Source organism: Rossellomorea sp. y25, assembly GCF_038049935.1.
GTDB lineage: Bacteria > Bacillota > Bacilli > Bacillales > Bacillaceae_B > Rossellomorea.
Window position 1 is genome coordinate 2,435,447 of the sequence record NZ_CP145886.1, and the last position, 25,913, is coordinate 2,461,359.

Annotated in this window: 29 protein-coding genes and 2 riboswitches; of the genes, 3 read left to right on the forward strand and 26 right to left on the reverse strand. The window is 41.7% G+C overall.

Annotated elements, in window-relative coordinates; translation table 11 throughout:
• Positions 1-101: 101 nt before the first annotated feature.
• Together AAEM60_RS12140 and AAEM60_RS12145 are read left to right on the forward strand one after the other, a co-directional pair.
• Positions 102-869: a hypothetical protein gene (locus AAEM60_RS12140; RefSeq protein WP_299737159.1), complete on the forward strand. Its 768-nt coding sequence runs from the start codon at positions 102-104 to the stop codon at positions 867-869.
• Between the two features lie 65 nt (positions 870-934).
• Positions 935-1,393 (forward strand): staygreen family protein, encoded by a 459-nt coding sequence (locus tag AAEM60_RS12145; RefSeq protein ID WP_299737161.1) that lies wholly within the window; start codon positions 935-937, stop codon positions 1,391-1,393.
• Positions 1,394-1,972: 579 nt separating this feature from the next.
• Here the strand turns inward: AAEM60_RS12145 and AAEM60_RS12150 are convergent.
• Positions 1,973-2,101, reverse strand: coding sequence for a hypothetical protein (locus AAEM60_RS12150; protein ID WP_299737162.1), 129 nt, complete (start codon positions 2,099-2,101; stop codon positions 1,973-1,975).
• A 209-nt stretch (positions 2,102-2,310) separates the two neighbouring features.
• On the opposite strand from AAEM60_RS12150, the gene AAEM60_RS12155 reads away from it, so the two are divergent.
• Positions 2,311-2,847, forward strand: coding sequence for a ribonuclease H-like YkuK family protein (locus AAEM60_RS12155; protein ID WP_299737165.1), 537 nt, complete (start codon positions 2,311-2,313; stop codon positions 2,845-2,847).
• A 365-nt stretch (positions 2,848-3,212) separates the two neighbouring features.
• Here the strand turns inward: AAEM60_RS12155 and AAEM60_RS12160 are convergent, their stop codons facing one another.
• From AAEM60_RS12160 to AAEM60_RS12280, 25 genes are all read right to left on the reverse strand, one after another.
• On the reverse strand, positions 3,213-3,407 hold the full coding sequence (locus AAEM60_RS12160; RefSeq protein ID WP_299737166.1) for a hypothetical protein: 195 nt from the start codon (positions 3,405-3,407) through the stop codon (positions 3,213-3,215).
• 276 nt (positions 3,408-3,683) lie between these two features.
• Positions 3,684-4,793 (reverse strand): o-succinylbenzoate synthase, encoded by a 1,110-nt coding sequence (menC, locus tag AAEM60_RS12165; RefSeq protein ID WP_341356415.1) that lies wholly within the window; start codon positions 4,791-4,793, stop codon positions 3,684-3,686.
• On the reverse strand, positions 4,768-5,610 hold the full coding sequence (locus tag AAEM60_RS12170; protein WP_341356416.1) for a GNAT family N-acetyltransferase: 843 nt from the start codon (positions 5,608-5,610) through the stop codon (positions 4,768-4,770). Before AAEM60_RS12170 ends, menC begins: the two co-directional genes overlap by 26 nt.
• A 13-nt stretch (positions 5,611-5,623) precedes the next feature.
• Positions 5,624-6,745, reverse strand: a complete 1,122-nt coding sequence (locus AAEM60_RS12175; protein WP_341356417.1) for an amidohydrolase — start codon at positions 6,743-6,745, stop codon at positions 5,624-5,626.
• A 17-nt stretch (positions 6,746-6,762) separates the two neighbouring features.
• On the reverse strand, positions 6,763-8,142 hold the full coding sequence (locus tag AAEM60_RS12180) for a YjiH family protein (RefSeq protein ID WP_341356418.1): 1,380 nt from the start codon (positions 8,140-8,142) through the stop codon (positions 6,763-6,765).
• A gap of 20 nt (positions 8,143-8,162) precedes the next feature.
• Positions 8,163-9,020: a MurR/RpiR family transcriptional regulator gene (locus AAEM60_RS12185; protein ID WP_299737176.1), complete on the reverse strand. Its 858-nt coding sequence runs from the start codon at positions 9,018-9,020 to the stop codon at positions 8,163-8,165.
• A gap of 172 nt (positions 9,021-9,192) precedes the next feature.
• A complete protein-coding gene (locus tag AAEM60_RS12190) occupies positions 9,193-10,755 on the reverse strand; it encodes a fatty acid--CoA ligase (protein ID WP_299737178.1) in 1,563 nt (520 codons plus the stop codon).
• A gap of 175 nt (positions 10,756-10,930) precedes the next feature.
• Complete coding sequence (locus AAEM60_RS12195; RefSeq protein WP_299737180.1) at positions 10,931-12,235, reverse strand: nucleobase:cation symporter-2 family protein; 1,305 nt, start codon at positions 12,233-12,235, stop codon at positions 10,931-10,933.
• Positions 12,235-12,822 (reverse strand): xanthine phosphoribosyltransferase, encoded by a 588-nt coding sequence (locus tag AAEM60_RS12200; protein WP_299737182.1) that lies wholly within the window; start codon positions 12,820-12,822, stop codon positions 12,235-12,237. Before AAEM60_RS12200 ends, AAEM60_RS12195 begins: the two co-directional genes overlap by 1 nt.
• 122 nt (positions 12,823-12,944) lie before the next feature.
• A riboswitch (purine riboswitch) is annotated at positions 12,945-13,046 on the reverse strand.
• Between the two features lie 118 nt (positions 13,047-13,164).
• On the reverse strand, positions 13,165-13,716 hold the full coding sequence (locus tag AAEM60_RS12205) for an NAD(P)-dependent oxidoreductase (protein WP_341356419.1): 552 nt from the start codon (positions 13,714-13,716) through the stop codon (positions 13,165-13,167).
• Positions 13,697-14,452 (reverse strand): sirohydrochlorin chelatase, encoded by a 756-nt coding sequence (locus AAEM60_RS12210; RefSeq protein WP_299737187.1) that lies wholly within the window; start codon positions 14,450-14,452, stop codon positions 13,697-13,699. The genes AAEM60_RS12205 and AAEM60_RS12210 overlap by 20 nt, the downstream gene beginning before the upstream one ends.
• Positions 14,453-15,229 carry a uroporphyrinogen-III C-methyltransferase gene (gene cobA, locus AAEM60_RS12215; protein WP_299737188.1) on the reverse strand — a complete coding sequence of 259 codons (777 nt, stop codon included), beginning with the start codon at positions 15,227-15,229 and terminating at the stop codon, positions 14,453-14,455.
• Between the two features lie 13 nt (positions 15,230-15,242).
• Positions 15,243-15,467 (reverse strand): DUF3906 family protein, encoded by a 225-nt coding sequence (locus AAEM60_RS12220; RefSeq protein WP_341356420.1) that lies wholly within the window; start codon positions 15,465-15,467, stop codon positions 15,243-15,245.
• 13 nt (positions 15,468-15,480) lie between these two features.
• Positions 15,481-17,091, reverse strand: a complete 1,611-nt coding sequence (locus AAEM60_RS12225) for a nitrite/sulfite reductase (protein WP_341356421.1) — start codon at positions 17,089-17,091, stop codon at positions 15,481-15,483.
• Positions 17,092-17,103: 12 nt separating this feature from the next.
• Entirely contained in the window at positions 17,104-17,706 is a 603-nt protein-coding gene (cysC, locus tag AAEM60_RS12230) for an adenylyl-sulfate kinase (RefSeq protein WP_299737195.1), read from the reverse strand.
• Positions 17,707-17,719: 13 nt separating this feature from the next.
• Positions 17,720-18,865: a sulfate adenylyltransferase gene (gene sat / locus AAEM60_RS12235; protein ID WP_341357995.1), complete on the reverse strand. Its 1,146-nt coding sequence runs from the start codon at positions 18,863-18,865 to the stop codon at positions 17,720-17,722.
• Positions 18,866-18,906: 41 nt separating this feature from the next.
• Positions 18,907-19,929 (reverse strand): inorganic phosphate transporter, encoded by a 1,023-nt coding sequence (locus AAEM60_RS12240; protein WP_341357996.1) that lies wholly within the window; start codon positions 19,927-19,929, stop codon positions 18,907-18,909.
• Between the two features lie 58 nt (positions 19,930-19,987).
• Positions 19,988-20,686 (reverse strand): phosphoadenylyl-sulfate reductase, encoded by a 699-nt coding sequence (locus AAEM60_RS12245; protein ID WP_299737197.1) that lies wholly within the window; start codon positions 20,684-20,686, stop codon positions 19,988-19,990.
• A gap of 99 nt (positions 20,687-20,785) precedes the next feature.
• Positions 20,786-20,941, reverse strand: a complete 156-nt coding sequence (locus AAEM60_RS12250) for a YezD family protein (protein WP_299737199.1) — start codon at positions 20,939-20,941, stop codon at positions 20,786-20,788.
• Positions 20,942-21,027: 86 nt separating this feature from the next.
• Positions 21,028-21,133, reverse strand: a riboswitch (SAM riboswitch).
• Between the two features lie 164 nt (positions 21,134-21,297).
• Positions 21,298-21,699, reverse strand: coding sequence for a MaoC/PaaZ C-terminal domain-containing protein (locus AAEM60_RS12255; protein WP_299737201.1), 402 nt, complete (start codon positions 21,697-21,699; stop codon positions 21,298-21,300).
• Positions 21,696-22,145: a MaoC family dehydratase N-terminal domain-containing protein gene (locus tag AAEM60_RS12260; protein ID WP_299737204.1), complete on the reverse strand. Its 450-nt coding sequence runs from the start codon at positions 22,143-22,145 to the stop codon at positions 21,696-21,698. Before AAEM60_RS12260 ends, AAEM60_RS12255 begins: the two co-directional genes overlap by 4 nt.
• 21 nt (positions 22,146-22,166) lie before the next feature.
• Positions 22,167-22,925 carry a 3-oxoacyl-ACP reductase FabG gene (fabG, locus tag AAEM60_RS12265; RefSeq protein WP_299737206.1) on the reverse strand — a complete coding sequence of 253 codons (759 nt, stop codon included), beginning with the start codon at positions 22,923-22,925 and terminating at the stop codon, positions 22,167-22,169.
• 21 nt (positions 22,926-22,946) lie between these two features.
• The gene (locus AAEM60_RS12270; protein WP_299737208.1) at positions 22,947-24,122 is read right to left on the reverse strand and encodes an acyl-CoA dehydrogenase family protein; all 1,176 of its coding nucleotides are present in this window, start codon (positions 24,120-24,122) and stop codon (positions 22,947-22,949) included.
• Between the two features lie 22 nt (positions 24,123-24,144).
• On the reverse strand, positions 24,145-25,125 hold the full coding sequence (locus AAEM60_RS12275) for an NADPH:quinone oxidoreductase family protein (RefSeq protein WP_299737210.1): 981 nt from the start codon (positions 25,123-25,125) through the stop codon (positions 24,145-24,147).
• Positions 25,126-25,136: 11 nt separating this feature from the next.
• Positions 25,137-25,913 (reverse strand): enoyl-CoA hydratase, encoded by a 777-nt coding sequence (locus AAEM60_RS12280; protein ID WP_299737212.1) that lies wholly within the window; start codon positions 25,911-25,913, stop codon positions 25,137-25,139.

Consider the following 25,913-nt stretch of genomic DNA (forward strand, 5'->3'; position numbering starts at 1 on the left):
TTATGCAAAGAAAGATGAGAATAGAAACGATAATGATTACATAGATTTTCCTTCTTTGGTGAAAATAAAAGTGAATAATTTTCTAAAGAGGAGAGAGAATCATGAGAAAAGAATTACTATTTGCATTCGGTGCTTTCTTTGTTATGTCCCTCCATGCCATTGCAGGAAACTTTTCCAGTGAGCCAATGGAAAAACAGCCTGTGAATGAACTGACTGTCAATGTTTATAAAAAAGATGTAACCGGCGATGGTAAAAAGGATACGATTACGCTCAAGGCGATTCCGTTTTCTCCTGATGTCCTGTTTCTGAAACAAATTTGGGCGGATATTCAAACGTCTGAAGGAAGTAAGATTCGAATTGATTATGAAGGTGGTTATGAGCCGAAAATCCAATTCGTTGATTTAAATCATGATGGAATAAAGGATATTCTGTACTCATCAGCAACAGGGGGAAGCGGCGGACTCTATAATGAAGCCCTCCATACGTTAGCAGATAATAAACTTGTCGACATCGGATTACCTGAGCCTTTAACGATTCAAGCTCAGTTTGAAGATGATTACCAAGCATCTATTACCTTTGTAGATACGAATCAATCCTACACAGTCGATTTAGGTGATCGAAAAGAAGACTACGATCGATTGGGGATTTACACGGATGGAATCTTAAATGAACCTATGGAATTAATGGTTTTACCGTATGCATTTTTTGAGCCGACGAAAATCATTGGCAAACCTGGTAAGGGATTAAAAGGATATCAGCAAATTAGCGGTGCCTATAAGGCGGATGGCATCGGAACGGCTACGTCTTATTGGTATTATGAAAATGAACAATGGAACCTGATTAAGATAAAGTGGAAAGCAAATAAATAACTGAACCATTTCTAGGCTCTTATCATACTCTGTTGTAAGCCCATTTTTGTAAAGGAGGCTTACGCATGAGTGAATTCAAGCCTGAAAAGCTAGCTGTGACATATTTGCCACCAGCTTCAATCTTCAACCCCATTGATAACCGAAAATACACATTGACTCATTCTGATACGACGGGTGAACTATTTTTGAGCGTTGGTTGTCACTATGATTTGGAGAAGATCAATCCATCCATGAGGGACGAAGTGTTAGGAGAATGGAGAAGAGACCTTGGTCAATACACTCTTTCAGGAACCGTGTATGTGAGTGGGGGGGAATTTGATCAACAACTTTCCAATGTACGGTTTATGATTTTCAAAAAGGAGCTGCCATTGGCCTTAGCAGCAATGGTGAACGGGGATAAAGGGTTTTATACGTACTATCCATGGCTTCTTGATGCACCCATCATCATCTGCTTTGAATCCGTATTCCCGGAATATCATCAAACACTTTATTTCGGGACACCAAGACAATATTTATTGAAATAGTACTCAAGCATAAAGAGGTTCACGAGTTAGACTCTTTATGCTTTTTTCTTTGAACTGTACTGCCATGAAGTTACATTTTTTTAGAGGAGGTAGGCATTGAGAATTCTTAGGTAATGATATTTATGAAATCATGCAGGAACAACCATGAAGTTGCATGCTTATAATAAAATAGGGTTGATCGCAATAAAATAGACAATCGTCATATTATGTAAACTAATTAAAATTGAATGGATTAACAAACAGGTGGTTTGGAAAGTGACTGTTTAGCAAATTGAAATAGTAAACAATCTTAAAATCAACAATGAATTTTCAGATAATAGCAAGAGAAAAATAAAAATAGTGATTCAGAAATCAAGTAGATTTTAATATAAAAAATGAAACCGTTGATCAAACTAAACTTATCATGAAATAAAACGAAGTTTAGGATAAAAATAATTAGCATTAAACAAAGGGTTATTAAAGGACAAATTAAACTGTAGATCAAATCGATCTCATTTTTCAATTCTGTCTCATTATTAACAGTATACTTGTGATACGAGACAGAAATCGGTTATTTCATTTAGGTACCGATAATAGATATTATGTTAACTTAAAATTAGAAACGAACGTTGAGTAATCGATAACTTTCTCCCCCTCCACTGCTGATGCCGTGCGACACAGATTCTTCACCTCGATTTCGTTAAATTCTTTATCATTCCATAAAATCATCCCCATATCTCATTTGTCTTGTAGTTCATAAAGGCGTTTATCATTTCAACTTAATTTCCTCGATATTGTTGAAACGCTAAAACGCCTCATTAAGGAACAAATTTACCTGCATCTTTTTCCTCACACGCTAATAAATTCTTATCATAGGATATGGATAAGATCTAATCTCTTCATTCACAAATTGGTTAAGAAAGTTGTGATTTGACAAGATGAAAAACTGTAATGATGATTACTTCTCATTTCAAAATCTACAGGAAATTGGGATGTCATTTGACAAGGTCTTTGAACATATTTTGAAGTTCATGCGATTAGAGCCAAATGGTAACTATCGATTAATGGTGGGGACTGATTCTCAAGTTCATCAATCACATACCACCTTCATAACAGGAATTGTGATATTAAATGAAGGAAATGGTGTGTGGGCATGCATTAGAAAAGTGTTAATCCCTAGGAGAATGCTGCAATTGCATGAGCGGATTTCCTACGAATTGTCTTTATCCGAGGAAATTGTTTCGTTATTTACTGAGGAAAGAAAAAATCAGTTAATTGATATAATCCTTCCATATCTTTATGAAGGAGCTACATTTTCAATGGAAGGACATATTGATATCGGGGCTGGAAAACAGAATAAAACAAGCAAGTTTGTTAAGGAAATGGTCGCAAGGATGGAAGCAATGGGTGTGGAACCGAAAATTAAACCCGATGCCTTCGTCGCTTCCAGTTATGCCAACCGTTACACAAAATAAAAGACATACTTTATCCTCTTCGTTGATGTTGTGTATTATCAAAATACACCATTCTTACACCGACGATCCATTATTCTTACAGCAAATTCTAAAGTTCTTCTTACTTCTTATTCTTCTTCTCTTCATTAAACAACTGAACATCTGCTCCCTCCTTATCTGATTAAAACACATAGAAATTATGACTCCTGCCCAAGCACAGTGGACAAAGTTGCATAGTATAGAGTAAGTCGAGGTCTACCTTGACAATTTTATAGAAGTTAGGGGGATTTAGTATGTGGTTCCCATTTTTTAATCAGTGTGAAAGAAGCAGAAGAGATGATTTTCATCGTTGCCGTTTTTGGGACAACTTGATGTTCATCCACTGTTCATGCGATGATGACTATGATGTTTGCGACAAGCCAAGAAGAAAAGAATTCGAAGAACAAGAAGTGAAATGTTTTAAAATAATGGACAAACATGACTGTACATGTCATAAAAAAGATCACCATCATCGTGATTGCGGAGGTAAAATGCATGAACACCATTGTGGATGCCATAAGAAGGATCATCACCATCACCATAAATGTAATTGTCCTAAATGCAACCGTAATTTCTAAGTGAAAGCCCCTATTCCACTGATCGTTTTATCTTATAAAGGGGTTAATTACTCTCTATGAGCATGGGGCTCCCCATGCTCAATTTTTTTCGTGTAGTTTATTATATATTTTCAAGTTAACTCTTTTTAATATCTTTGTTTTTCTCGATTTTACGGCCATTTCCGCACCAACTTGCCTAATAATACACAAAAGAACAAGTGTTCGCATCTTGGTATCTGTTTTGAAATTCGACTGATCTCATTAAAAATGAAAAACTTTACTATACATAGTCAACGCTTCGATCTGGTCCAAGTCCGGTTCGTATCCAATACCGGGCGCTTCAGGTACAACTATATATCCATCCTCCATATCCACCTCAGGTTGAATGATATCCCGCTTCCAATAATGAGAAGATGGTGCCGTATCGCCAGGCAGGGTGAAATTCCCCAGTGACGTGATGGCAATGTTGTGAGCCCTTCCTATTCCTGCTTCAAGCATCCCCCCGCACCACATAGGTATATCGTGCTCTACGCATAGATCATGGATTTTCTTTGATTCAGTAAGTCCTCCTACACGTCCAATTTTCAAATTAATGATTTTACAGCTTCCGAGTTCAATGGCTTTTCTTGCATCCTCAAAGCTGTGAATACTCTCATCTAAACAGATAGGCGTTTTAAGTTGAGACTGCAGCTTAGCGTGATCAATGATATCATCATGATCCAACGGCTGTTCAATCATCATTAAATCGAAATCATCCAGAGCTTTGAGGATTTCAATGTCATTTAGGGAATAAGCACAGTTTGCATCTGCCATGAGTGGAATCTTCGGAAATTCCTGTCGAATCGACCGGATGATCCCGATATCCCATCCAGGTTGAATTTTCACCTTGATCCGCTTATAACCTTCTTTCAAATAATCTTCAATTTGTTTTAACATAAGGGTCTCGGTTTGCTGAATACCTACACTTACTCCTACTTCGATTCTGTCTTTTGTTCCCCCTAGTGCTTTTGCTAACGGGAGGTTGTTTTCCTTTGCATATAGGTCCCAAACAGCACCTTCGATGGCCGCTTTCGCATTATAATTGCCTCTGATTTTTTTAAATCTGCAGGACACCTCATCAGGATGTTGGACCGCTTCCCCCTGAAGAAGAGGAATCAAGTGTTCGCTCATCATATGCCAGTTGGTTTCCACCGTTTCTTCGTTATAGATCGGCTGGGTGATCGCGACCGACTCCCCCCATCCTGATATCCCTGATGCTGATTTCACTTCAACGAGAATAATCGTTTTATCCGTTTCTGTCCCTACACTCGTCGTAAAAGGATTCAGTAAATCCATCTTGATCTGTCTAAGAATGATTCGTTTGATTTCCATTATGATGATCACCTTTCTCTATGAGGTATAGGTATTGCCCGTGGTGTTCTTTATCTTTAACGAGGTCTGTTACGATCCAGCCATGATTTAAGTAGTGAGAAAAGACGTCTCTTGTTTTTTTTCGCCAATCCATAGCAAGTGAAAGGTCAGCCCTTTTAATCTCCTGGAAATGGCCCGGAACCGAAACGGAAATGTGATTAGGGGTGAGGGATAAATTCACCTTATCTACAAGCCAACCAAGCTCACATTCTTTTAAGTCAATAGCAGAAGCAAAATGTAGATCATTTCCTGCCACGCTATTACTCTTCGATTGACGTACCCGCCACTCTACAAGAAACCGGTCCGTCGCTATTCCTGCATTCAATTGATCGGACATTTCTCCATATATATTGGGGATATACGTACGCACAACAGCTCCAAGTTTATGTAAGTTCAGGTTACCGTTCACAGTTTCCAACGGATCATACGTCCAGGTAATGACATCATACCCCATCTCAGCAGCCGTATTTTTTTGTGCTCTTTTCAGCATTTCTCCAATCCCGAATTTCCTGAAGTCGGAATGGATCCCTAAACTATGGGATACAAGATACACCTTTTTTCCATCAAAACCTGGAAAACTATATTGAAAGCCGATAAGCTTCTCCTGATAATAGGCTCCAAGAATGAACCCGCCGTTCTTCACCACGGCTACACTCTGATTAACCGGTACAGAATCTTCAAAACTCCACACAAGTGACTCTAATCTTCTGACATCTTCTAGATCCTCTACAGAGTGCAGTGTCCGGATCTTCAATGATGCTTGCACTTCATGTTTCACGATCTCTACCTCCTCATTCCCAGTCTTGCCGATCAGCTACTACTAACATCTGTATCAATATCTTTGTTCCATAAACCAGAGATTCTTGATTAAATCGCATGGAAGGATGATGCAATCCTGGTGAAAGACCACATCCCAGCCCAATCATAGTAGAACATAACTCAGGATGAATGATGGAATAAAAATGAAAGTCTTCCGCTCCGGGAGAGATACATTCTGATACCACATTCTCCTCTCCAAGAACCGAACGAATGGCGTCACGGGCAAGCTCCTTTGCCCGTGGATCCTTCACAGCAGCTGGTAGATATTCTTCCACTTGATAGGTGATGGCGGTATCCGCCTCCTGTTGTATACATGAAATCACCTGTTCTGCCTTTTCCAATAATGCTGTCATGGTGTCATTCGATTCAGCTCTTAAATCGAAGGTGAAATGTGCATTTTCCGGAATCGAGTTTGATGACTCGCCTCCGTGAAGCTCCGTGATCTTAATGGAATAATGATTGTTGACATTCAACCTGATCTGCTTGATCGCTTGAATCAATAAAGACGCTGCCTCCAGGGGATTATTCCCTTGTTCAGGTCTTGCTGCATGTGCAGGTATTCCCTTAATGGTTCCCTTTAGCGTTGCAGTAGAGCTGTGAACGATGACGGGGGCGGCCTTTTCATAAGGGACCTCTATTTCAGGTCGAAGATGGATACCCCCAAGAAACTTAACATTCTCCAGAACATTCTCTTCTATCATTCTCAGTGCCCCCGCTGCCTTTTCTTCAGCGGGTTGAAAGATGAAGCGAACCGTATGCTTCAGGGGTTTCTTCGCTAGAGCAAGAGCTGTATACAAAACCATCGTACTATGGGCATCATGACCACAAGAATGATTCGGTTTAACCACTCCATCCACTTCTTGAAGCAATGCATCCATATCGGCACGAAGAGCAATGACCTCTAACTGCTCACCCTTTAATTCTGCAATAAATCCGTAATGCCCTTCGTACGTTTTAACAGAAAAGCCCGCCTCTGAAAGTTTTGTTTTTAAATAGCTGGATGTCTTTTCTTCCATCCAGCTCGGTTCTGCCAATTGATGAAGCTCCTGATAGGTTTTTAGAATCTCATCATGATGTTCATCTACAAAGTTCATTGTGTTTCTTCCTCCTATTAAAAAATTATATGGGCAATCACTACGACAATAGGTAGAGTGATGCATGTCCGGATTAAAAAGATCAAGATCAAATCTATGATACTGACAGGCAGCTTCGAACCAAGAAGCAATCCACCCATTTCAGACATATAGATTAATTGTGTAACAGATACACATGCAATGACAAACCGGGTAAGTTCACTTTCAATTCCACTACCGATGACAGCAGGAAGGAACATATCGGCAAACCCGACTACCATGGTCTGGGCCGCTTCACTTGCTTCAGGAACCTGCATGATGGTAAGGATTGGTTCGAAAGGTTTTCCCAGATAGGTGAAGAAAGGTGTATACTCTGCTATCACTAATGCGACTGTCCCTATCGCCATAACGATTGGTAAGACCCCAAGCCACATATCCAATACGTTCTGAACCCCTTCTTTCACGACAGAAACAGGTCCATTATTCTTTTTAGCCTTCGTGACTGCTTGATGAAAGCCCCATTTAACAACGGAGAAATCGGATGGAATCCCTGTTTCGTTCTTTAACTCGGTTCTTTCATATCCCGTATTCGGTTTTCTTGATAATGGTGGTATACGTGGCATGATCAGTGCCGCTACAAGCCCGGCAAAGATAATCGTTGCGTAATAGTGAAGGAAATATTGCTCTAAGTTCAAGTAAGAAATGACCACAATCGTAAACGTAATGGAAACAACCGAAAATGTAGTGGCAATGACAGCCGCTTCACGCTTTGTATAATACCCTTCCTCATATTGCTTGGTCGTCAGAAGAACGCCTATTGTGCCGTCTCCCACCCATGATGCCAGGCAGTCGAGTGAAGAGCGTCCTGGTAATGTAAAAACAGGTCTCATCACTTTCAGCAATAAGGCACCAAAGAACTCTAATAATCCAAAATTAAGAAGGAGCGGAAGCAGTAAACCAGCCAGAAGAAAAGTGGAAAATAGAATAGGAATCAGATCATAGATCAAGAGCCCACCCGTATTTTCTGAGAAAACCATCCCGGGTCCTAATTGATAAATCGTCATCACAGCAAACACTGTTCCAAGGATACGTGCAGCGAGCCAAAAGGGACTAATGATTAAAAGAGTGCTCAAATAACGACTCTTTGTAATAAAAGCTGGTTTGATCGTTATCGCTAGGAGTGACCCTATGACAGATAGCGCCATAATCAATACAGTCATTGCAGGGATAACTTCACCTAGATATACATTGATTTGTCCAGCTAAATAAGCGACAGGAATCGTGATGCCATCCTCCGTTGTAATAGGTACAATAAATAATAGGATTCCAATCAATGATGGAATCAGAAATTTCCACATGTCACTGGTAGTAAATGCTTTCGGTTCTATCTTTTCATTCCTTTGTGATACCCCGTTCATAAACTCTCCACCCCTCTGTTCTATTCAATAAATAACCCCTGATTTGTATATAATTGCTCCAGCTTCCTTTGCCGACTACTTATGTTGTCCTGATCTCGATGTTGAAGACCGGTTAAAATGATTTCAACTAAACTTACGACAGATCCAATCGAATGATGTCCTGAATTCATCCCTTCTTCGGTCGTCAGTGTCAGATCAGAAATCTGTCCGAGAGGTGATAATTGTCTATTGGTGATCGCAATGACATAAGAACCTTGTAATTTTGCCTTCTCCACAAGCTCAAAAGATTCTGTACGGAACCGGGGAAACGAAAACATAACGACAGTAGAATCTTGGTTCAAATCACATATATCTTCAGGAACAAACCCTGTTGGACTAGAAATGAATACATTTGCCCTGTATTGTTTTAACGTATAATACATCCAATAAGCTGCTCCATAAGAACTTCCAAACCCACCGATATAAACTCGCTCTGATTGAATTAAGCGATCAATCGTTTTCCATATTTCTTTCACGTCTAATTGATTCATTAGCTGCTCCAGCACGGATTTTTCTTTTTCAATGACCTTACTGAATACACTCTCCTCATCACCTTCGTTTGAGAATGAAGGAAATGATTCATTTTCATTTACCTGCTCCTTCTCTAACCAATCCCTTCTCACCACTTCCTGCATTTCGGAATATCCTTTAAAGCCTAAAGCATATCCTAAACGAATCACAGTAGTTTCACTTACACCAACTTTCCTCCCCATCTGAAAAGCCGTGAGTATCGCTGCTTCACCTTGATGCTTAAGAATCAACTCAGCCACTTTTTTTTGCCCGGCAGATAAGGAGGAATAATTATCTTTAATGATTCGTGCAATTGATTTTTGATCCATGACTACTCCTTTCTGTTCACTGAAGGAAATCCTTCATTTTTTATAGTATATTGCATTATATACTTCATATTCAATGAAAAATTTTATTATTCAGATTTTTACCGGTCACTTCATTAAAAAAAGAAAGGTAGAATGGATATTTACAATCCAAATCTACCTTTCTTACATTAATTTAAACTAGTTTTTCTTTCGAAGGAAAACTTTCCCTTAACAGGAACTTTTGAATCTTACCACTTGCATTCCGAGGAAGTTCTTCTACAAATATATATTCACGTGGCCGCTTATAATCGGCCAACAGATCCCCCGTTTTCAAAAAGAAATCGAGATCTTGAGGAGACAATGAAGGATTTTTGGATACAACAACGGCAATCACCTGTTCTCCCCACTTTTCATGAGGCTGACCTAGCACGGCGACATCTACAATATCTTCATGAGCGTGCAGAGCGTCCTCTACCTCACGGGGATACACATTTTCTCCTCCCGATATGACCATATCATCCACCCGATCAGCGACGTATAGATACCCGTCCTCATCCATATAACCTAAATCACTGGAATGATACCAGCCTTTATACAATGCTCTTTCCGTCGCTTCCTTGCGATTGAAATATTCAAGCATTGTACAGGAACCGCGAACAATGATTTCCCCGACTTCACCAGGCTTGCAAAGATCATCCGGTTCAGAAGGGCCGTTTTCACTCGGTTTGACTACCCGTATTTCATGGTTATAGGCAGCCCTTCCTGCGGAGCCTGTCTTGGTTAACTGCTCATCCTGAAGAAGGAAGGTAACCGCTGGACCCATCTCGGTCTGACCATAGGCTTGTATCAAGTCAATCTTCATTTTCTCATGGAGGGCCCTGACAAGGACTGGTGCCATTGGTGCTGCCCCATAGAGACCGATACGTAAAGAAGTAGTATCATAATCATCTACCCCGTGTTGCAGAAGCATGTTCCACATCGTTGGCGCAGCAAAAAAGGAACTGACCTTTTCCCGTTCAATCACTTCTAATACGGTTTGCGGTTGAAACTGATGAACGATAATATTCTTCGCTCCTGCTTGAACACGTGGAAGGAAACAGCAATGAAGTTCGGCACAATGAAACATAGGGGCTGTAACAAGTCCTATGTCATTTGGTGTCAGCCCCATAACAGACGTACAAATCAAGCTTTGCTCTGCCATATCCCTATGCCTGTGCAGCACACCCTTTGGTCTCCCGGTAGTACCGCTCGTATACATAATCGCATATGCGTCCGTTTCTTCAACAGGGATGTCTATTAAGTCATTCGAACATGCATTCACAACTTCTTTATAGCTTTGAGCAAAGGTAGGGGCATCTTCTCCAACATACCAAAAAAGGGTCTGTGGGAAGTCTTGAGAAATCCGCTCAATCGGTTGGGTGAGGGCTTCTTCAAATATCACGACCTTTGGTACGGCATCTTTCAAAATGTAGTGTATTTCTTGAGCCTTCAAGCGAAAATTAATTGGGTTAATCACCGCACCAATCTTCCCACACGCAAAGTACACAGTTGCTAACTCCAGCGTATTAAATAGATATGTCGAAACCCGATCTCCCTTTTTCACACCTGCCTTTAGTAACGCATTGGCTGCACGGTGAACTTCATCTTGCCACTGTGCAAAGGTTAACCGGGTACCTGTTTTTTCTTCTACAATCGCCTCCTTGTTCCGAAATTTCTCTACCGTTTGATCAAAAATGGATCCTGTCGTTGCGTACATATTTCTCCCCCTTTAACTTAAGGTATTTCCCCTTATTGCAACATTCCCTATTCATTTATGTTCGAGACAGTTGTATGTATACCCTTCTTTGATATCTGATAATTCAGAAATATATTCGCAAATAAAAACGTCACCTTCCAATCGTGCAAAGGTGACGTTCTTTCTACAACAATGATTACGAAGCTTTCTGCTCATTCAACACAACATTTAGCTTGCGTTTAGAAAACACGTTAAAAAACATATTCAGTCCAATGGCTGTTATACTTCCAGCAACAATCCCGTTGTCCGTCAAGATTCGGATGCTGGATGGCATTTGGGCAAATAATTCCGGAACAGCGGTTACTCCTAATCCCATTCCGACTGAACAGGCGATAATCAATAGATTTTCCTGAGATGCAAAATTCACATGGCTAAGCATCTTAATCCCATAAGCTACGACCATTCCAAACATGGCCACCATCGCACCGCCCAATACTGAAGCAGGAATCACTGTCGTCAAAGCACCAATCTTGGGTACCAACCCAAGAATCACGAGAAATGCTCCTGTTGCATAAATCACACTGTTTCGCTTCACTCCTGAAAGCTGGACCAAGCCTACGTTTTGGGAATATGCGGTATAGGGGAATGCGTTGAACAACCCACCAAGAACTATGGCTAATCCTTCAGCACGATATCCTTTCGATAAATCTTCTTCTGAAACCTTCTTATCGCTAATATCAGCCAGAGCAAAATAAACTCCTGTAGATTCTACTAAACTCACCATTGCTACTAGTATCATGGTTAGGATTGCCGTTATTTCAAACGTCGGCATTCCAAAGTAGAAAGGTTTTGCCATATGAAACCAGGAGGCATCCCCAACTGCACTAAAATCTACTTTGCCTAGTACAAATGCAACGGCTGTTCCTGCCATCAATCCCAGTAGAATGGAAACAGAGCGGACAAAACCGGTAAAGAATTTATAAAGGATTAATATAAAGAACAACGTTCCAAAAGCAAGAGACAAATTTTCCAATGAACCGAAATCAGCACTCCCTTGTCCACCTGCCATATTGTTCATGGCTACTGGAATCAAGGTAATCCCTATGATCGTTACTACAGAGCCAGTCACTACAGGAGGAAAGAAACGAACCAGTTTCCCAAAGTACTTACTGATTACAATAACGAATAAACCTGAAACCAGAATCGAACCGTAGATCGCTGAAATACCATACTGTCCACCAATCGCGATCATAGGCCCTACAGCCGTAAACGTACATCCGAGTACGACTGGAAGTCCTATCCCAAAGAAACGATTTTTCCATACTTGCAATAAGGTGGCGATCCCACACATGAAGATATCAATGGATACCAGATAAGTCAGCTGTTCTCCCGTTAATCCTAATGCTCCTCCTACGATCAGTGGAACGATGACCGCTCCGGCATACATAGCGAGAACATGTTGAATCCCGAGTGACGCCAGTTTAATAGGCTGATTTTTCATTATACCCGCACCTCCTCTTGCTTAAATGTCACTTTGCCATTTTCAAGGGAATGGATTTCCGCTAATGATTCAACTCTGTATCCTGTTTCACGAACGAGCTTTCCTCCGTCTTGGAAGGACTTTTCTATGACAATCCCGATGCCGGCAACATGGGCGCCTGCTTGCTTAACTAAATCGATTAATCCCAAGGCCGCCTGTCCATTTGCTAAGAAATCGTCAACCAATAGGACACGGTCATTTTCTCCTATGTATTTACTGGAAATCGAGATTGTGTTCTCTTCCTGCTTCGTGTAGGAGTAAACCGTTGATGTAAGAACCCCTTCTGAAAGGGTTAATGATTTACGCTTTCGTGCAAATACAAGTGGAACATTCAATTGAAGAGCAGCCATCACGCCAGGAGCAATTCCGGACGACTCAATGGTTAACACCTTCGTAATTCCCAGATCTTTAAAACGGCGTGCAAATTCTTTCCCGATCTCCATCATCAATTCAGGGTCCACTTGATGATTCAGGAATGAATCTACCTTTAATACAGTATCTGAAAGGACGACACCTTCATCTTCAATCTTGTTTTTTAATAAATTCATAATCAAAACGCTCCTTTAATGTAATAGAACCTGGAAGTCTACAAAAAAACCCAAAGGCTATTGTGCTCTGGCTAGAGTGAGACAATGACCTTTGGGTTAGGCAAAGAGCGTCCGTGTTGTCGGACAATCCATTGCTCACTCATAGTCGAATCATTTACGGTAATCCGGTAGAAACTCGCGAGCCATATCCTCGCTATTATATGAGTGAAAACGAATATTGATTTGATATTGGATAGTATAACGGGAACTTGACAGTTTGTAAAGATTCATTTCTTAACAATATGCACGTAATTTATAAAAATGTTCGTAAAACGAGTGAACGGGCATAAAGTTTCATCCACTTTACACCCGTTCAGAAAGTTCCTGTAACAGCTTCCTTTTCTCACCATCAGTCAAGTCTGATGCCTTGATTTCTTTTCTCTTAGAGGCAATGAAAGCAAGCCTTTCTATATAGGAATCATCAAATGATTGGAAGAATTGATTGGTAAGCTTTTTAGCTAAGAATGGACTTGCTCCGCCTGTTGAGGCGGCAATCGTCAAATTACCTTTCTGCCTAAAGGAGACCATCTGCATATTTCCGCCATCACCGTCATCCACCACGCATAAAAGTTGGTTTTCCTCAGAATGGATTTTAACCTGTTCATTCACCCATCGTTCATTCGTGGCTGCGATGACGATAAAAGCATCTCGTAAATCATCTGGTTCCACTTCTCTTTTAACCCATAAAATTCTATTGTCTTCATGTAATGCTTGAATTCCATCTACAGCATCAGGACTGATGACTGTTATCCTTGCTCCCTGTTCTAAAAATACAGAGAGTTTACGATACGCCACTTTCCCTCCGCCTACAATCGATACTTGTTTTCCATTCACATCAATCATGATTGGCAGCATGTGATTCTCCTTTAACTAAGTGGGTTTCATTCACCCGGTCCAGGAATGCTTCTTCCACAAGAGGGTCATACCCTAAATAATTCCCCAGAATGATATGCTCATTTTCGGTTCGGCTGATCTCCCTTTCAATTCCTTTCATAAGTAACCCGGTAAACAGCAAGTAGGGAATAAAAATGACGTTTTTCTCTGTATTCCTGACAGATTCCAAGGTCTCTGAAAAGCTTGGTGAGGCCGCTGTTAAGTAACAGGTCTTTACACCTGCTAACTTTGTCTTTCGTTGTACAAGTTCAGCCAGGGCTCCTAAATCCTTTGTAACATCGGGGTCTGAACTTCCTCTTCCTATCAATACGGCAACGGTGGAAGAGTCAATTGAAGCAGCATCGTGTATTTTCTTTATCACACTTTCAGCCATCTTATCGTGAACCCCAATAGGATTACCATACGTTACCGTAATCCAAGGATAGGCTTCTTGACACTTTTGAATTTCTTCTGGAATATCTTTTTTCGCATGAACCGCTGTCAAAAGGAGAAGCGGAACGACGGAAACGTGTGAAGCTCCTTTTTTCACGCATGTTTCAAACCCTTCTTCAATAGAAGGTGATGCAAGCTCCAGAAAGCTTATTTCCTGAATATCCGCTTTAACATGTTTCTGGCATCTTTCAATGAAATCAATGGCTTCTTCACGGGCTTTCCCAATACGACTTCCATGACAAATGTATAAGACCGCGCCTGTCAATTACAGTGCCTCACTCATGATCGATTTCTTATCAAAGGCTTCTTCAAACCATTGAATCTTCTCCCGGAAACGGACCACTTCTCCGACTATGATCATGCTCGGGTTTTCAATTTTCTCTTCTTTTACAATATCGATAATCGTATCCAGCGTGCCTGTTACGGTTCTTTGCACTTCCGTTGTTCCCCAATGGACCAGTGCCACAGGCGTTTCCTTGCACTTACCGTTTTGAATGAGCTTTTCTTTAATATATGGGAGATTGCCGACCCCCATGTAAATAGCGAGTGTATCGATTCCTTTGGCCAGACTTTCCCACTTTTCATCTTCTTGTAGATTATTTTGTTTATGTCCCGTAACGAAGGCGACGCTTGAACTGGCATCCCGGTGTGTAACGGGAATTCCTGCGTAGGCAGCCGCTGCTATGCCGGAAGTGATCCCGGGGATGATTTCAAAGGAAATTCCTTTTTTTGCAAGGGCTTCTGCTTCTTCTCCACCTCTGCCGAAAACGAAGGGATCACCCCCTTTTAATCTCACCACTACCTTGCCACTGGTGGCGTAACGCACGAGAAAATGATTGATCGTATCTTGTTTCATCGTATGATAGTTTGGCAGTTTCCCGCAGTAAATTAAGTCGGCTCCTTTCTTTGCATAGGAGAGAAGCTCTTTATTCACCAGACGGTCATATAAAATGACATCTGCTTTTTGTATTGACTTCAATGCTTTTAATGTGATTAATTCAGGATCTCCAGGACCCGCTCCCACCAAGTAAACCTTCCCCATCCATTTTTCCTCCTTAAGGTTTTAAGATTGTTTCCTGTTCATGCAGAACAAACCCTGCACCATTCCCACGGATTCTACGTTTCTCGTAAAGAGAGATGTCTACCACATCAGGCTTTTTCAAAAAATACTTCTCTAATTCAATTTCTACTAGATCAAAGGCTTTCTCATCTGATTCAGCCGCTACTACGACAATCGTGACGAAGTCGTGAGTAGTCACTTCAAATCGATACAAGTTCATCCAGCATGCCTCCTTACGCTTCCTGAAGTAATTGATCTAACGATTCTTGAAGGGGAGCGGTACCGACCCGGTTGATATAGTCAAAAAAGGCTTCTCCCGGTTCTTTTGTTTGTTTAAAATGAAGGAGCAATTGCTTTACCACTCCTGTCAGGTTGCCTGCTTCCACTTTCCCTTTTAACTTTTCATTCAGTTTTCCACCGTCTTGAAGAGTTCCTCCGACGTATATTTCAAATGCTTCGATCATCTTCTTATCTTTTGTTCTCATTTTAATTCCTTGTAGCCCGATATCGGCGATTTGTCGTTGGCCGCATGAATTCGGGCATCCCACCATGTGGATTCTGACAGGGACATCCAATGAAAGTTCCCGATCCAATTGGTTGGCGATTTGCCTCATCCTTTCCTTCGTTTCCACTAAAGCGAGATTACAATATTCGATGCCTGTGCATGATACGGAATACCCGATGAAGGATAGTGGACTTGTTGAAATGCGATCAAAGATTTTCTCAGAAAGCAAAGCATTAACATGTTCATCTGGAATGTTGGGGATGATGAGATTTTGAGAATTACAGTTTCTCAGTTCTCCATTCCCGTATTTCTTGGAAATCCTCGCAAGCTCATATACTTCATCAGAATTTAAGCGTCCAACCGGAACATTCAGCCCCACATAATTGAGTCCTTCCTGTTTCTGTGGATGTACTCCGTAGAAATATCCTGCATTCCATCCTTCCACGGCATCTTCTCCCGCAGGTAAAAGTTCAACATACTGTAACAAGGTTTCTTTGAATTTCTCCGGTCCCCAATCTGCCATTAGGAATTTTAACCGGGCCAAATGTCTTTTCTCCCGATAACCGAAGTCGCGAAAAATCGTGGTGACGGCTATTGCGACTTCCTTCACTTGGTGTGGAAGGATGAATACATCCAACTCTTGGGCTAGGAATGGTCTTGCGGACAATCCTCCACCAATCTTCAGATGGAAGCCGACTTCTTCTTTACCGTCAATCAGCTTTTTCGCAGGAACAAAGGAAACACAATTGATTTCAGCATTCGACGCATTATTGATATTTGCGGAGATGGCTACTTTATATTTTCGCGGTAAATTAGAAAAGTCTTCGTTATGCTGGAAGAAATCATACACTTCTTTCACAATACTCCTTGTATCAAAAAGTTCATCAGGATCGATCCCTGCAAGAGGGTTCCCGACGATATTACGTGTGATATCACCACATGCACCGGCAGAAGACAATCCGACCTTTTCCAGACGTTTGAAGATGTCCGGAATCTGTTCAATCTTCAACCAGTGAAATTGAATCGCCTGTCGGGTGGTGATGTCATAGACGTCTCTTCCATACTCTTTACAAATGGCAGCGAGCTCCAAAGCCTGTTCATGTGTCAGGATTCCCGAGGGAACGTTCACTCTCATCATGAAATAGCCGTCTTCCTTTGGTCTTTGTAAATACAAACCTGCCCATTTAAATTTATCCCACTCTTCTTTCGGAATCGAAGAAAAGCCGTTTTCCGCATAGTAAGGAATATCTTCAAAGATAGACAACCCGTCTTTCTCCAGTTTCCATTGTTCCGTTTTGTTCAATTTTTCATTTGACTCCCATGATTTTGAATATGCCATGATTTTCTCCCCTTATATAAGTTGTTTTTGATTCAATACAGTTAGTAAGTACTCCACGCATTCTTCAATTGAATGTTTCTCTGTATCCAGTACCACTTCCGGTTTTTCAGGTGCTTCATAAGGAGCACTGATTCCCGTAAAATGAGTGATTTCCTCGTTACGTGCTTTTTTGTACAAGCCTTTCGGATCGCGCTTTTCACATTCTTCTAAAGAACAATGCACATAAACTTCGATAAATTCATCAATCTCCACTAACTTTCGTACGAGAGCACGATCTTCCCTGTATGGTGAAATAAAGGCTGTCAGCACAATTTGACCGCTGTCGATGAAAAGTTTGGACACTTCGCCAATTCTCCTAATATTCTCCTTGCGATCTTCTTCCTTAAATCCCAAATCATGGTTTAATCCATGACGGACATTATCACCGTCCAGAACATAGACCTGATGTCCTTGTTCGAAAAGAGAGTGAGCCAATGCATTGGCGACAGTCGATTTCCCTGAGGCGGATAAACCCGTGAACCATAAAATAAAGCTTTGATGTCCATTTTTTTTTCGTCTCTCTTGTTTCGTTACTGCGGTTTCATGCCATACGACGTTTTCTGATTTTTCATTCAACCCGGTATCCTCCTTAAGACGTTTGTCTAGCTTCTTGCTTTAGGCCTTTAATTAACACTTCGATCACTTCAGGGCGACTGAACGTTGAAGGGGGAACCTCCCCATTACGGAGCATTCCTCTCACTTTTGTCCCGGATAAAATAACGTGATCGCTCTTATCATGAGGACAAGTCTTCGTAGTCGCCATCCCTTCGCATCTCTCACAGTAAAAACTATGCTCGAAGCGGAGAGGGGTAATCCCTATCTCTTCTTCATTGAACTGATCAAATATTTTCTGTGCATCATAGGTACCATAATAATCACCAACACCGGCATGATCTCTCCCGACGATAAAATGCGTGCATCCATAATTTTTTCGTACCAGTGCATGGAAGATGGCTTCCCTTGGACCGGCGTACCTCATGGCAGCAGGGAAGACTCCTAAAAACACACGATCTTTAGGGTAATAGTTCTGTAATAGAACTTCATAGCTCTCCATTCTGATGCCCGCTGAGATATCATCCGCCTTTGTTTCGCCAACCAACGGATTTAAGAAGAGTGCATCCACGGTTTCCAATGCCGTTTTCTGAATATACTCATGGGCCCTGTGAACAGGATTTCTCGTTTGGAAACCGACAATCGTTTTCCATCCCTTTTCCTTAAACAACTTTCTCGTTTCACTTGGGTCAAATGTATACTCGTTGAACGGTTTGGAAAGACGTTTAATAAGGCTGATTTTCCCACCTACATACACATCTCCACGTTGGAATAATTTCTTGACACCTGGATGATCCTTGTCGGTCGTTCCGTATACGAGAAGGGCTTCTTTCTGTTTGTCTGGTTCATAAATATCCTCGACTTCAATGAGGCCATATGTTTCCCCCTTATAAACAAGGCGGCTCTTTAAGCCTTTCTTTACGTCTCCTGCTTTTTCTTTTGCAATGGGCAAGGTAATCGGGATGCTCCACACGCTGCCGTTTCGCAAACGTAAACTTTCTACTACATGTTGATAATCAACTTCAGTCAAGAATCCATTTATAGGGCTGTATGCACCTATTCCAATAAGTTCCAAATCACTTAACGCGGTTTCGTCTAACGGGATCTCATGGAGAATATCCTCATAGGGTTCTTCTGGTAAATATGATTGAACAAGCGTTCCTCCGTGGGGCTGTAAACTCATCATTTATCCTCCTTAACATATTGTTTTAATCGGAATTAAGATTAAATTCCGCCTCCGTCTTCGTGAACGGATCGCCTTTCTTCATTGATCACTCGCATGAGGGATAGTGCTCCCACAGTTGCGATAATGACGCTTATTGGAACCACAATCGAATATAGATCGCTATCGATCACGAGCTTTACTAAAAAATATGAAATACTAAGTGAAATCAGGGGAGAGACCACCCATATTTTGACGATTTTTTTGACAATTTTCTTTTGCAGCATATGTTTGCCGTTCTTCGCCATCCCGAGGCCTATGATCGAGGACGAAGTAACCTGAGTAAGCGGAATCGGTAATCCATACAGTGAGCTCACCATCACAAGGATCGCTCCTGTAGAAGAAATGAGGATTCCTTCGGCTTTTGAATAGTGTGTAATTTTTTTCCCGTTTGTTTCCACTACTTTTTTCCCCATTATGATAGCTCCGAGGGCAACGAATAAGCCACCCAGCCAAATCCCCCGAGAAGGAGACATTAAACCCGCACCCACTAATGGACCGACGGCGTTGGCTACATTATTCATCCCTGCCGAAAACGCTTCAAAGAATCCGGCGATAATCAAAAGGTACGCAAGCCACCTTTTTTCAAAATGGAAACCACGCTTTTCAAGTTTTACTAAACATATACCGAATACCCATGTAATCCCGAAGGCAATGACCGGGACAATCACCCAGAATGACATGATTGTTAAAAGTGATTTCACATATAGAACTTGATATGCGACTCCAACTCCTACAACCGCTCCTACCGTTACTTCACTTGTAGACAGCGGGATCCCTATCACATTTGCAAGGAACAAGGATATGGTGGCGGATAACAAAATGATGACCACGATTTTGATGGAGAGTACATGCTGCGGGATAATCCCTGAACTAATGGTTTTAACTACTTCTCCACCACCAAGAACAGCACCACTCAGGACACCTGCAGCGCAGATCCATAATGAATTCCTGATGTTTTTTATTGCTCCTGCACCATACGCAACCCCCATCGATGCTGCCGCTCCGCTGGCACCAATGTTCATAGCGAAGAACAAGCTTATGATCAGGGCGAATGTTTCAAGCAAAGAATGTCACCTCTTTTTAATGAAGACCGCATTCGGTTTTCCCTTTTCCTTTCCATCTACCGGAGCGAAGATCATTGATGTCTATGGATGGTGTTGTACAATGGAAGCATCCGATACTTGGATACCCCTGATCATGAAGTGGATTATAGGATAGGTTATGCTTATGGACATACCTCCAAATCTCCTTCCACGTCCAGTGAATCAATGGACAAATCTTAACTGATTGAAACTTGTCATCCTTATTGATGAATTCAACCTGACTTCTTGTAGGTGATTGTTCTCTTCTTAATCCTGAGATCCAAGCATTCCCTTTGGATAAGGAATCTTTTAAAGGGTCAAGCTTTCGAATTTGACAGCATTGATTGGGGTTTCTCTCCCACAACTTATCTCCATATGTTCCTGCTTGCTCTTGGAGCGTTAATTCAGGCTTTTTCATATGAATGGTGATACCAGGATACTTCTCCTTCACCTTTTCAATCGTTTCATAGGTTTCCTTGAAATGAACACCTGTATCAAGAAATACTATGGCTGCTTTCGGTTGCACTTTGGTTAGGAGATCGATTAATACAATCCCTTCAATGCCAAAACTGCATGCATATACGACACTTTCACCATAATGATCATACGTCCACTCAAGGACGTTAAGCGCTCCTTTATAGACCGGATCAATTTCAAAATTGATGGATGGTTTTTTCCAAGTTTGATAGGTTAACATGATACACCCCTTTCCCGCTCATCCAAACAAAAAGAGGCGATAACAAGATATAGGAATTTCCTTTATCTGTGTTATGCGCCTCTAGTTTGTCTAGTCAGCTTATTTAATTCGCACTTTCTCGTTTTTCTCCAATTGAATGACTTTACCGTCCTGAACCACAATTGTAATCGATCCAAAACTCATCGTCTTCAACATCGAAGTGATCTTTTCGACTACCACATCATAATCTGCTTCTTGATTTTTTTCTTTAGTCACATGATTCCCCCAATTTTTATCTTATCCAGAAAAACATGAATGAAAAAAAACAACCCTCCATTTTGGAAAGTTGTTCAGGTAAGGATACCTTATCTTCCAAAATGACTTCACATTTTGCTGGAATTAGCACCTTACATAACGTAGGTTGCTGGGCTTCGCAGGGCCAGATCCCTCCACCACTCTGGATAAGAGTTATTAATTTTAATATTCTAAATAATATCATATTCTACAAGGAAGTCAACCCGAGTTTCTCTATCGGATTTATGTCTTTTGGCTTATTTTTCTTGCAAAGCCTTCATTCTCTTTATTTCTATTCGCTTTATTAACGCTATAGGACACTATTTTCACCTGAGTGATCAAAATAATTGAAAGATTAATTTACCCTCGATCACTTTTTTCTGGTCCTGGTTGACCGCAAAAACTTTAAAATGTATGAGATCATCCTGTTTTTCTGATACTTCTGCAATCAATGTAATGACATCGTTCAATAAAACCATCCCTTTAAACCGGACGGTGTACTCTTTGATATATCCTTCTTCATAAAGATCACTAAAAAGCTTGGAGACATTGCCCATCGTCCACATGCCATGAGCAATGACTCCTGGAAGACCCAGTTTATGCGCCTCCTCATCGATCGTATGAATGGGGTTATAATCCCCCGAGGCTCCTGCATATTTGATTAAGTCGATTCTCGAGACTGGACCTAACTCAACAAGGGGAAGGATTTCACCTATATTAAAGGATGATAGTTTAGTCATATTCCCAACCTCTCTTTAACCGCTTCAGTGATAATGACAATCGCTTCGGAAGTGAAAACCCTTTTCCCTCCTGAATCTTCACCGATGTCTTCTATTACAAGAAAACCAAGTGTTCCACCCGATCCTTTCCGTTCATAGTAATCTTTTATTTTCGTGTAACACTGAATACATTCCCCGACCTTCAGTGGTCTTTCATAGTGAAAAGATTGTTCACCATGAATTAACCCGACGTTCGGTAAATGAAAACCTTCAATCGTTCCATAGTCGAACACTCTGGGAAAAGTGGGGGGAGGGATATTCCCCCTGAACCTGGATCTCTTTCCTGCTTCTTTATCAACATAAATGGGATTGAGATCTCCAATGGCTTCGGCAAACTTACGGACCGCTCCTTTTTCCACACAATTTTCTACGGAAGTTGAGCGTTTACCAATATAAGATTCAAACATATCCTTCACCTCTTTCTCCCTTTAGGCTTTCGGCCCGCCAGCTACGTATAGGACTTGACCGTTAACGAATGACGAGCTTTCATCCGCAAAAAACGCCACTGCATTCGCTATATCTTCCGGCTGCCCGCTCCTTCCTACAGGAATTCCTTGAAGACTCGCTTCCACCAGTTGTTCAAAGGGGATTCCGATCCGCTTCGCCGTTTCTCTAGTCATTTCCGTTTCGATGAATCCGGGGGCGACTGCATTGGTCGTAATGCCCAGAGGTCCAAGCTCTATTGCCAGAGTTTTCGTTAAACCTTGAAGACCTGCTTTAGCGGTAGCGTAATTTGCCTGTCCGCGGTTACCGAGTGCAGAGGTAGACGAGATATTAATAATACGGCCATACCTGTTCTTCACCATATGACCTTGCGCTGCCTTTGCTACGTTAAATGATCCTTTCAAATGCACATCCATGACCGTTTGCCAATCGTTATCGGTCATTTTAAATAGCAAATTGTCTCTGATGACTCCTGCATTGTTGATGACAATATCAACGGAGCCGAAAGTTTCATAGACTTCGTTTATGGCCTCTTCTACTTCCCGGGATTCTATTACATTCGCAACTTTTGTATATATTTCATACTTTTTCAATTCCTCGCTGATTTCCAAAAGTGCCTCTTCATTCACGTCAATGATGGCAACCATTGCCCCTTCTTCTGCAAAGAGCTTTGCAATCGCTTTACCGATCCCCCGGCTCCCGCCTGTTACTAAAGCTACTTTTCCTCTAAATCTATCACCCATTCACATTACCTCCCTATTCCTTTAAACAAATTGGCCCACTTTTACATGCCCTTTTAATAGATTCCGTGAAATGATCAGTTTTTGAATTTCATCAGTACCATCATAAATCCGCCACAATCTTGCTTCACGATACCAGCGTTCGATGGGAAGCTCTCTTGTGTAGCCCATCCCTCCGTGAATTTGAAGGACCCGATCCACTACCCGATTGCCCATATTCGATCCGTACAGCTTGGCAATCGATGCAACATGGCGATTATCTTCTCCTTGATCCAGCGTGAATGCTGCATTTAGCACAAGCCATCTGGCAGCTTCAATTTCCACGGCAGAGTCAGCGATCTTCCATTGAATCGCTTGTCTATCCGCGATTGGCTTTCCAAATGTCTCCCTTTCCTTTGAATAGTCAATCGCCATTTGAAGTAAGCGTTCCGCTGCTCCTACCGCTTGTGCCCCTACAATCCACCGTGCGAACCCGATCCATTCCAGGCCAAGATTGTAGCCACCATCAATTTCACCCAGAATATTTTCTTCAGGCACCCGCACGTCATCAAAAAACAGACTGGCCGGTCCCCATTCCCCCATGGTATGAATGTATTCAGATGTCCATCCCATCCTACGATCGGCAATAAAACAGGTTACTCCGTCCCGACCCGTTCGCCGATGCTTTTCCTTATCGGTCACCGCCATGACCATGACAAAGTCTGCTTCATTTCCGCCCGTAATAAAGGTTTTTTCACCATTTAACACCCACTCATTTCCATCCTTCACTGCGGTCATCCGAATGTTTTGAGTATCGGATCCAGCTCCCGGTTCCGTCATGGCGAAGCAGGACTTTTTCTCTCCGTTTATAGTGGGGATCAAATAGTTCTTTTTCTGTTCTTCGTTGGCATAGTATAGGATGTTGTCTGCATAACCACCGAAACTGAAAGGCACAAAGGTTTTGGAGATTTCCATATATACAATGGCCATCATCATTTGCCCGAGATCCGCTCCGCCGTACTCTTCTGGTGTATTGATCCCCCAGAACCCTGCTTCCTTTGCTTTTAACTGTAGCTCATTTCTTTTTTCCGGGGAAAGACTTGGTTTTCCTTCCCGTTCATTTCTTAGCACTTCATTTTCTAAAGGTATAAGTTCTTTCTCAACAAATTTACGGATGGTTTTTTGAATCATCCTTTGTTCATCTGATAACCGTAAGTTCATACCGGTTCCCCCCTATAAAGTCCTAGAATTTTGGTTGCAGGATTACCTTTCCTACCGTTTTTCTTGCCTGCATGAGTGAATGAACCTTTGCTGCTTCTTCTAAAGGAAACACATGACCAACCGTTACTTTCAATTCCCCGGACGCGACGTAATGAAAGATTTCATGAAGGGTTTTCTGGGTAAGTTCGGAATCTCTCATGAGAGGAGGGAGGAAGAACCCGATAACAGATTGATTCTTTGCCATCAATGAAGAAGGATAAAATCTGCTCTGCTCCCCGCTTGCTACTCCGTAAATGACCATTCTTCCGAAATAGTCGAGACATTTTAACGTTTTATAGAAAATGTCACCGCCAGCCATCTCCAATGCCAGATTTACGCCCTTTCCATTTGTTGCTTCTAAGACGTCTGCTTCCCAGCCATCCTGAGTGTAGTTGACTAATACGTCTGCCCCCATTTCCCCAGCAAGACGTAACTTTTCCTCTGTACTGGCCGTGGCAATCACCTTACCTGCTCCAAAACGTTTTGCCAGTTGGACGGCAAGCAGGCCAACGCCACCAGCAGCTGCATGAATGAGGACGGCTTCTCCCTGTTGCACTCTTCCCAATGTTTTCAAAATATGATAGGCACTTAAACCCTGAACAGGGATGGCGGCAGCTTCTTTGAAATCCAATCCATATGGGAGGGGGATCACCGAACGCTCATCTGTCAGGGCAAATTCTGCATAACCTCCGGAATCCATCATGGCTACAACCCGGTCTCCCTTTCTTACTCTCGTCACATCTTCTCCCACTTCAGTGACGATTCCCGCCACTTCAGAACCCGGAATATATGGGAGTGGGGTTTTTACCACATATTGCCCTTCCCGTCTTGCTGTATCAGCATAATTGACTGCAGATGCATGAACTTCGATAAGGACTTCTCTACCTTGAGGCACCGGAACATTTATATCCACATTCTCTAATACATTAGGGCTTCCAAACTCTTTAAACTGAATGGCTTTCATCCTAATCCCTCCTATTTCCCTGAAAAAGATGGTCTTCTTTTTTCTTTAAATGCTGAAACTCCCTCAGCATGATCTTCAGTTGAAATCATCATTGTTTGTGTGATTCGTTCTTGTTCAAGTATTTCATTCAATGATGTGGTGAATGAACGATCAATCATTTTCTTCATCATTCCATATGCTTTACTTGGACCCAAGGCTAATTCCTGAGCCCAATCAGTTGTTTCCTCTTCAAGTCTTTCAGAAGGGACAATACGGTTTACCACACCTAAGTCATACATTCTTCTTACAGCCACAGGTTCTGCTGAAAAGAAGAATTCTTTCGCTAAATGAGGACCGATGATGCGTGGAAGAAAATACGAACCTCCGCCATCGGATATAAGACCTACTTTAGAGAAGCTTAAAGCAAATTGACTATCTTCTGAAGCGATAATCAAATCGCAGGAGAGGGCCAGATTAAATCCGGCACCTGCTGCAAAGCCGTGTACCGAGGCGATGACCGGTTTATCTATTTCCTTAATCGCTTTAATGCATGTATTTAATATCCCGATATGTTCATAGACTTCTGTTGATGTGGCGCTCCCCATTGTTTTCACGTCGCCGCCTGCAGAAAAGGCCCTCCCGGCACCGCGAATCACAATGGCTCTAATTTCCTCATTATGTTCTGCTTGCTGGAGTGCTTCGACGATTCCCGTAAGCATGCTCTCATCAAAGGAATTCAAGCTATCCGGTCTGTTTAATGTCAATGTAAGCACCCGGTCAGTGGTTTCAATTAGTAAAGAGGTTTTCAT

Coding starts and splice junctions, on each gene's coding strand:
- AAEM60_RS12140 (WP_299737159.1), top strand. CDS start 102: ATGAGAAAAGAATTACTATTTGCATTCGGTGCTTTCTTTGTTATGTCC.
- AAEM60_RS12275 (WP_299737210.1), bottom strand. CDS start 25,125: ATGAAAGCCATTCAGTTTAAAGAGTTTGGAAGCCCTAATGTATTAGAG.
- cobA (WP_299737188.1), bottom strand. CDS start 15,229: ATGGGGAAGGTTTACTTGGTGGGAGCGGGTCCTGGAGATCCTGAATTA.
- AAEM60_RS12200 (WP_299737182.1), bottom strand. CDS start 12,822: ATGAATTTATTAAAAAACAAGATTGAAGATGAAGGTGTCGTCCTTTCA.
- AAEM60_RS12205 (WP_341356419.1), bottom strand. CDS start 13,716: ATGCTGCCAATCATGATTGATGTGAATGGAAAACAAGTATCGATTGTA.
- AAEM60_RS12150 (WP_299737162.1), bottom strand. CDS start 2,101: ATGATTTTATGGAATGATAAAGAATTTAACGAAATCGAGGTGAAGAAT.
- AAEM60_RS12180 (WP_341356418.1), bottom strand. CDS start 8,142: ATGAACGGGGTATCACAAAGGAATGAAAAGATAGAACCGAAAGCATTT.
- AAEM60_RS12240 (WP_341357996.1), bottom strand. CDS start 19,929: ATGAACATTGGTGCCAGCGGAGCGGCAGCATCGATGGGGGTTGCGTAT.
- AAEM60_RS12190 (WP_299737178.1), bottom strand. CDS start 10,755: ATGTACGCAACGACAGGATCCATTTTTGATCAAACGGTAGAGAAATTT.
- AAEM60_RS12175 (WP_341356417.1), bottom strand. CDS start 6,745: ATGAACTTTGTAGATGAACATCATGATGAGATTCTAAAAACCTATCAG.
- AAEM60_RS12195 (WP_299737180.1), bottom strand. CDS start 12,235: ATGAAAAATCAGCCTATTAAACTGGCGTCACTCGGGATTCAACATGTT.
- AAEM60_RS12260 (WP_299737204.1), bottom strand. CDS start 22,145: ATGTTTGAATCTTATATTGGTAAACGCTCAACTTCCGTAGAAAATTGT.
- AAEM60_RS12270 (WP_299737208.1), bottom strand. CDS start 24,122: ATGAACTTACGGTTATCAGATGAACAAAGGATGATTCAAAAAACCATC.
- menC (WP_341356415.1), bottom strand. CDS start 4,793: ATGGAAATCAAACGAATCATTCTTAGACAGATCAAGATGGATTTACTG.
- AAEM60_RS12280 (WP_299737212.1), bottom strand. CDS start 25,913: ATGAAAACCTCTTTACTAATTGAAACCACTGACCGGGTGCTTACATTG.
- AAEM60_RS12220 (WP_341356420.1), bottom strand. CDS start 15,467: ATGAACTTGTATCGATTTGAAGTGACTACTCACGACTTCGTCACGATT.
- AAEM60_RS12160 (WP_299737166.1), bottom strand. CDS start 3,407: ATGGTGATGGTGATGATCCTTCTTATGGCATCCACAATGGTGTTCATG.
- fabG (WP_299737206.1), bottom strand. CDS start 22,925: ATGGGTGATAGATTTAGAGGAAAAGTAGCTTTAGTAACAGGCGGGAGC.
- AAEM60_RS12145 (WP_299737161.1), top strand. CDS start 935: ATGAGTGAATTCAAGCCTGAAAAGCTAGCTGTGACATATTTGCCACCA.
- sat (WP_341357995.1), bottom strand. CDS start 18,865: ATGAGTTTACAGCCCCACGGAGGAACGCTTGTTCAATCATATTTACCA.
- AAEM60_RS12185 (WP_299737176.1), bottom strand. CDS start 9,020: ATGGATCAAAAATCAATTGCACGAATCATTAAAGATAATTATTCCTCC.
- AAEM60_RS12245 (WP_299737197.1), bottom strand. CDS start 20,686: ATGTTAACCTATCAAACTTGGAAAAAACCATCCATCAATTTTGAAATT.
- AAEM60_RS12225 (WP_341356421.1), bottom strand. CDS start 17,091: ATGGCATATTCAAAATCATGGGAGTCAAATGAAAAATTGAACAAAACG.
- AAEM60_RS12255 (WP_299737201.1), bottom strand. CDS start 21,699: ATGACTAAACTATCATCCTTTAATATAGGTGAAATCCTTCCCCTTGTT.
- AAEM60_RS12155 (WP_299737165.1), top strand. CDS start 2,311: ATGAAAAACTGTAATGATGATTACTTCTCATTTCAAAATCTACAGGAA.